Source organism: Lysinibacillus sp. NPDC096418 (assembly GCF_044762775.1).
Taxonomy (GTDB): Bacteria; Bacillota; Bacilli; order Bacillales_A; family Planococcaceae; genus Lysinibacillus.
Genome location: NZ_JBIWEY010000069.1, coordinates 1 through 5,636, shown reverse-complemented (window position 1 = coordinate 5,636; position 5,636 = coordinate 1). Strand labels below are relative to the sequence as shown.

General features: G+C 37.7%; 8 protein-coding genes. 2 read left to right on the top strand and 6 right to left on the bottom strand.

Features of this window, described 5'->3' with window-relative positions; all coding sequences use genetic code 11:
• The 3 genes from ACIQZG_RS24255 to ACIQZG_RS24245 form a co-directional block, all read right to left on the bottom strand.
• On the bottom strand, positions 1-171 hold a 171-nt coding region (locus ACIQZG_RS24255), incomplete at its 3' end, for a biotin carboxylase N-terminal domain-containing protein (protein WP_402758694.1).
• An 11-nt stretch (positions 172-182) separates the two neighbouring features.
• Complete coding sequence (locus tag ACIQZG_RS24250) at positions 183-1,364, bottom strand: FtsW/RodA/SpoVE family cell cycle protein (protein WP_402758691.1); 1,182 nt, start codon at positions 1,362-1,364, stop codon at positions 183-185.
• 62 nt (positions 1,365-1,426) lie between these two features.
• Positions 1,427-1,708: an Fpa/YlaN family protein gene (locus ACIQZG_RS24245; RefSeq protein ID WP_004224778.1), complete on the bottom strand. Its 282-nt coding sequence runs from the start codon at positions 1,706-1,708 to the stop codon at positions 1,427-1,429.
• A gap of 182 nt (positions 1,709-1,890) precedes the next feature.
• Here ACIQZG_RS24245 and ACIQZG_RS24240 point away from each other — a divergent pair, with 182 nt between their 5' ends.
• Together ACIQZG_RS24240 and ACIQZG_RS24235 are read left to right on the top strand one after the other, a co-directional pair.
• Positions 1,891-2,391: a molybdopterin-binding protein gene (locus ACIQZG_RS24240; protein WP_402758686.1), complete on the top strand. Its 501-nt coding sequence runs from the start codon at positions 1,891-1,893 to the stop codon at positions 2,389-2,391.
• 12 nt (positions 2,392-2,403) lie between these two features.
• Positions 2,404-2,607, top strand: coding sequence for a YlaI family protein (locus tag ACIQZG_RS24235; protein WP_402758684.1), 204 nt, complete (start codon positions 2,404-2,406; stop codon positions 2,605-2,607).
• Between the two features lie 271 nt (positions 2,608-2,878).
• Here the strand turns inward: ACIQZG_RS24235 and ACIQZG_RS24230 are convergent, their stop codons facing one another.
• The 3 genes from ACIQZG_RS24230 to ACIQZG_RS24220 are packed head-to-tail and all read right to left on the bottom strand — an operon-like array spanning position 2,879 to position 5,425.
• Positions 2,879-3,673 carry an ABC transporter permease gene (locus tag ACIQZG_RS24230; protein WP_402758682.1) on the bottom strand — a complete coding sequence of 265 codons (795 nt, stop codon included), beginning with the start codon at positions 3,671-3,673 and terminating at the stop codon, positions 2,879-2,881.
• Positions 3,666-4,433: an ABC transporter ATP-binding protein gene (locus ACIQZG_RS24225; RefSeq protein ID WP_402758680.1), complete on the bottom strand. Its 768-nt coding sequence runs from the start codon at positions 4,431-4,433 to the stop codon at positions 3,666-3,668. The genes ACIQZG_RS24230 and ACIQZG_RS24225 overlap by 8 nt, the downstream gene beginning before the upstream one ends.
• Positions 4,433-5,425, bottom strand: a complete 993-nt coding sequence (locus ACIQZG_RS24220; protein ID WP_402758678.1) for an ABC transporter substrate-binding protein — start codon at positions 5,423-5,425, stop codon at positions 4,433-4,435. Before ACIQZG_RS24220 ends, ACIQZG_RS24225 begins: the two co-directional genes overlap by 1 nt.
• Positions 5,426-5,636: the final 211 nt, after the last annotated feature.

Below are 5,636 nucleotides of genomic sequence, written 5' to 3'. Positions count from 1 at the left end.
CTTACCAGCACCTACTAAATAGGCTTCATCCGCTTTAAATCGATGGAAAGCAGCACTGTCTTCACGGGAATAAATAGCGACAGTGTTAATCTTCAACTCCGTACACGCACGGAAAATACGAATTGCGATTTCTCCTCTATTTGCTACAAGAATCTTGTTGATTGGACTCATTGAAATCCTCCTTATGAAATTGATTTTTTTCTTTCTACCTTTTCGAACATAGAAATATTTACCAATATTCCCATAGCTAAAGATAGCATTATTATAGATGTCCCGCCATAACTAATGAAAGGTAGCGTGACACCGGTTAACGGGATTAACCCAGTTACACCGCCGAGGTTTATAAATGTTTGGAAGCCGATCCAGCTAGCAATACCAGCTGCGATCATACGAGCTAATGGATCTTTTGTACGTAGTGCAATAGAAAGACCTTTATATATTATAAAGCCTAAACCACCAAGAACGATGAGAACGCCCCAGATGCCGAGTTCTTCTAAAATAATCGCCATAATGAAATCGGTTTGTGATTCTGGCAAATAACCTAATTTTTGTATGGATTGACCTAAACCTCTTCCTTCGAGGCCCCCTCCGCCAATTGCATAATAACCATTGACTACCTGGTGACCAGACCCACTTTCATATTCGAACGGATTTATATAGGATTTAATACGTCCCATACGATTTGGCGTTAAAACATCACCTTTTAATGTAAATAGTATGGCTAAAATAATACCACCAAATGTACCTAATACACCAAAGAATTTCCAAAAAGTTTTAAATGGTATTCCACTCGAAGCCACAACTGAAATTGCAATACCGCATAAAATAATGACTGCGCCTAAATCGGTTTCAAAAGCTACACCAGCAACAACGAGAATCCAAAGAAAAATAGGATAAAATATTTCTGTCGGCTGCAATTTTTCAAATGTATATTTTTGTGCTTTACGATAAAAGGCACCTGCAAAATATAAAATAATAAATAGTTTTGCATATTCAGATGGTTGGAAATTCCCTAAACCAGGTACCGTGATCCAACTCTTAGAGCCTATTCCTGCTTCGGCACCATTACCAGCTACCTTTACCCATGTAAATAACACAACTAAAATAACTGTAAATAACAACATAATATTTTTGTTGGCATAATGTTTATATGGAAAAAAAGCCGCTATCGAAAACGCTATAAACGCGACGATTAAATTTTTAACCTGTTTTAGATAATAATAATCTGGTGGATAATCCTTTCTAATCGCCACCATTATACTAGAGCTATAAATCATCACTAATCCAAATAAACTCAACATTAACACCGTAAAAAATAATGGGTAATCAAAATTTTGTGCATAACGTTTCAAATAATTATTCATCTCGAAAACCTCGTTCTAGAAAAAAAACTCAAATCGCCCATAGCGTTTTGAGTTTTTTCTTTTTATTTGTCTGTATACGCGTCATGTAGTACAGAAAGTTCCTTCTCAAGCGAATCGAGAATTTCTTTGCCTTTTTCACGCTCAATAAGTCCAAGCTTTACAGCAAAGTCAATTTCACGTGAAAGGCCGAACATTTGTGTATCTAATACTTCTTCATATAAAGGGCATTGTGGCATTGTCAAATGATCCATTTGTACTCGAATGAGGCGAGCAATTTTATCTGCATCAGCAACTAAAAGTTCCAAAGCCTTCTCTTGAAAAGAAGTTTGTGATTTCGTATCCATGAGGACGCCCCCATTATCTGATATTTCTTCGATTCTATCTTAGTAAAGTTTAGCTTTTAGTTGCTAAAATTGCAAGTGTCTACACTGTAAAATAGAGAATTCAAATTATATTTCTTTATTATCTCCAGCAATTAGCGGTATACTATTTCTTGGATATACAAGATTTGAGGAGGACTTCTAACATGGAAATTATCATTCCAATAAAAGGCGCAGTTATATATCAACTTACATTAGATCCAACAGTGTGGATTTTCGATGATCGTAAATTAGACTTAAATACGTACTTCTCTGCAAAGGGCGAAGAAGAAGATGCAGATACAAAATATATGCGCGAGGTCGGTGCACACTGGTCACGTGAAATTATGGAAGGTGCAACTTTCCCTCCAACATTAAAATCAGAACGAAAATTCGACCGTAAAGGTATGGAAACAGGTACTTTCGGCATCGAATTACGTCATTTTTTGAAAAATGCCGAAATTAAACCAGAAGCGACAAAAATCGTCATCGAATGTAAAGACGGCGAAGAACATGACTTTACAATTGAAGCAGCAAATACACTTATTTTAAAATATAGCCAAGATGGCAAACCACTCTTCGAAGATGGTCCTGTTTATGTAATATTCGGTGACGGATCGAATATTGACAATCCAATCAAGCATGTTTTAGCCATCCGTGCTGAATAGGGAGGAAATATCATGCGTGTAAAATGTGTCATCTGCGATACAATTGGCCAGTTGGACGACGATTTACCGTTAGCAAAAAAATTACGAAATCGACCGATCAATACGTATATGTGCAACACTTGTCACGAACGCATTGCAGAAAATACCATTGCTAGAATCGAAACAGGAAACTTTCGCTTCTACCGTACATCTCCACAAATGGATAAAGAATTTTAACTTTATTTACAGTAAAGACGGGGCTGTCCTAAAAGTAAAATAGTTTGCAGAGAGAAGTTATTCCTTTGATATACAGGTAAAAATCCGCGTAGACTCCTGCGTGCGACAAAAGCGCGCTTGAAACGTAACGGCAGGAGCACGCACGAGACGTAAGACGCAACAAACCGCACGTAGCGAGAGTTGCGTCTTATGTTGTGCACGCGGATTTTAATTATATAGAAAGCCAGTTATTCTACTTAAGAGGACTTATTGGACAACCTAGTGTGATTCTCTAATCGTTATTTTTAATAAGCTTCTTTTCAATTAATTCCACAATCTGATACATAATTGTTGCAAAGACGGCTATGATTAACAACGACATTAATACAAGGTTAAAGTTAAACACTTGGAAGCCATAAATGATTAAATACCCCAGACCTTTTGAAGAAACCAAAAATTCCCCAACAATTACCCCTACCCAAGCTAGGCCTACGTTTACTTTCAGTGTCGAAATAATAGTTGGAAAAGAAGCTGGTAAGATGACCTCTTTAAATATTTGCCACTTCGTCGCCCCAAAGGTTTGCAATACTTTGCTAAAGTTCGGGTCAACACCTTTAAAAGCCGTATATACAACAATAGTAGTAATAATAATTGAAATTAGCGCACCCATCGCCATAATTGAAATATATCCTGGTCCCAGTGCCACAATAAGGATTGGACCAAGCGCAACTTTAGGCATTGCATTTAAAATGACTAAATATGGATCTAAAACTTTCGATAGCATCGGCGACCACCATAATAATGTTGCTAGTAAAGTCCCTAGTAATGTCCCTACGATAAAACCTACGACTGTTTCCATAAGCGTAACACTTACATGCATCAGTAACGTGCCATCACTCACTTTATCAATAAGCGTGACCCAAACGCGAGATGGTGAACTAAATATTAAGCGATCTATCCAATCATTTCTCGAAAACAACTCCCAACCGCCAAAAAACGCTAACAAGATTATTAATTGATAGAGCCTCACAAATCGCCGTTCTTTTTTTAACGATTTCTGATATTGCTCAAATAAAGTTTTATCCAAGGCTTTCAAGCTCCTTCCAAATCCCCTGGAATACTCCTCCATACGATGGATGTTGCCTTACATCAAAAGGTGATAACTCTTGAAGTTCTTTCGGTATATCGAACACTTTGTGCAATGCACCTGGGTTTGCTGAAAACAAGAAAACCCGTTCACTCATTGCAATCGCTTCACCAATATCATGCGTCACGAGGACAGCCGTTTTACGATATGTTTTTAAAGTTTCCACCACTAAATCTTCAAGTTTCAATTTAGATTGATAATCAAGTGCAGAAAATGGTTCATCTAACAATAGAATTTTAGGATTGACGGCTAATGTTCGAGCTAAAGCTACCCGCTGGCGCATCCCTCCCGACAACTCTCGAGGATAATTGCTACCTACATGTGGCAAACCGACTTCTTGTAATAATGCACTAGCTGTTACCTTATGTGTCTTATTTTTGCGATCTGTTAGTTTTAAACCTATGGTGATGTTATCTTCGATTGTTTTCCATGGAAATAAATAATCTTGTTGCAGCATATAGCCGATGAGTGATTTATTCTGCTCATCTATTTCTTCCCCATCGATTAACACTTTGCCTTCAGTTGCTGGGAACAAACCTGCAATAATCGATAATAAAGTTGTTTTCCCACAACCACTCGGTCCGATAAACGATACAAACTCACCTTCACGAATAGATAAATTAATATCGTACAATACTTCTTTTGCTTCTTTGCTTGAGAAATAGCTATGGTGAATATGCTCAAGCTTTAGGAATTCCATTACTTCGTAGCCTTTTTAGCAAATGTTGTATTTACTAGATCTTCATATTCTACGCGTTGCGGAAGTTCACCGGCTTCCTCCATAACTGCCTGCAAGTTTTCCCACTCTTCTTTATCTAAAATAGGGTCGGTTGCATAAGAACCTTGCGATTTATAACGTTCTACAACTGTTTCAATTAATTTCACATCAATATCTTCGAAATATGGTTGAATAATTTCTGCTACTTCAGCTGCACTTTTTTCCTGTACAAAATCTTGTGCTTTTTTTAATGCATTGGTGAAGGCTTGGGCAGTTTTATCTTGTTCTTTTAAATAACTGTCTTTCGCCATATATGATGTATACGGTAAGTGCCCTGATTCTGTCCCAAATGAAGCAACGATATAGCCCTTTCCTTCTTGTTCGAATACACTCGCAGTTGGTTCAAATAACTGCACAAAGTCACCTGTACCTGACGCAAATGCTGTTGAGATATTTGCAAAATCAATATTTTGAATCAGCGTTAAATCTTTTGAAGGGTCAATTCCATGCTTCTTCAAAACAAATTCCCCTGCCATTTGCGGCATACCGCCTTTTCGTTGCCCAAGGAATACCGATCCCTTTAAGTCTTCCCAAGAGAAGTTTTCCATTTTATCACGTGCCACTAAAAACGTTCCGTCAGTTTGTGTTAATTGAGCAAAATTTTGAATAGGGTCGTTAGTGCCTTGATTTGTCACATAAATAGAAGTTTCTGAGCCAACTAAAGCAATATCAATACCATCCGACAACAATGCTGTCATCGTTTTATCGCCACCAGCAATGGTTTGTAGATTAACAGAAAGTCCCTCATCTTCAAAGAAGCCTTTTTCAAGCGCTACATATTGAGGCGCATAGAAAATCGAGCGCGTTACTTCTCCAACTTTTACTTTTTGAAGCTCTCCTGAATTACATGCTGTCAATGAAAGAAGCAACAAAGCTACCACACTAAATAAAATGCCCTTTTTAAGCCAACGCATTCTTTTTTCCTCCTCGATTGATGAAATTGCCTATCGACATTAACTTATTCATAAGGAGCATTTTAGGTGCTAGCATTTTGTGCAAAATCAATTACACGCAGATGTACTTAAATAAAAATCGAGTAGGAGGGAGTGATTAACTCCCGACCCCTCACACCACCGTACGTACGGTTCCGTATACGGCGGTTCAACTAAGATACATAACGCAAAT

Coding starts and splice junctions, on each gene's coding strand:
- ACIQZG_RS24220 (WP_402758678.1), bottom strand. CDS start 5,425: ATGCGTTGGCTTAAAAAGGGCATTTTATTTAGTGTGGTAGCTTTGTTG.
- ACIQZG_RS24240 (WP_402758686.1), top strand. CDS start 1,891: ATGGAAATTATCATTCCAATAAAAGGCGCAGTTATATATCAACTTACA.
- ACIQZG_RS24250 (WP_402758691.1), bottom strand. CDS start 1,364: ATGAATAATTATTTGAAACGTTATGCACAAAATTTTGATTACCCATTA.
- ACIQZG_RS24245 (WP_004224778.1), bottom strand. CDS start 1,708: ATGGATACGAAATCACAAACTTCTTTTCAAGAGAAGGCTTTGGAACTT.
- ACIQZG_RS24225 (WP_402758680.1), bottom strand. CDS start 4,433: ATGGAATTCCTAAAGCTTGAGCATATTCACCATAGCTATTTCTCAAGC.
- ACIQZG_RS24235 (WP_402758684.1), top strand. CDS start 2,404: ATGCGTGTAAAATGTGTCATCTGCGATACAATTGGCCAGTTGGACGAC.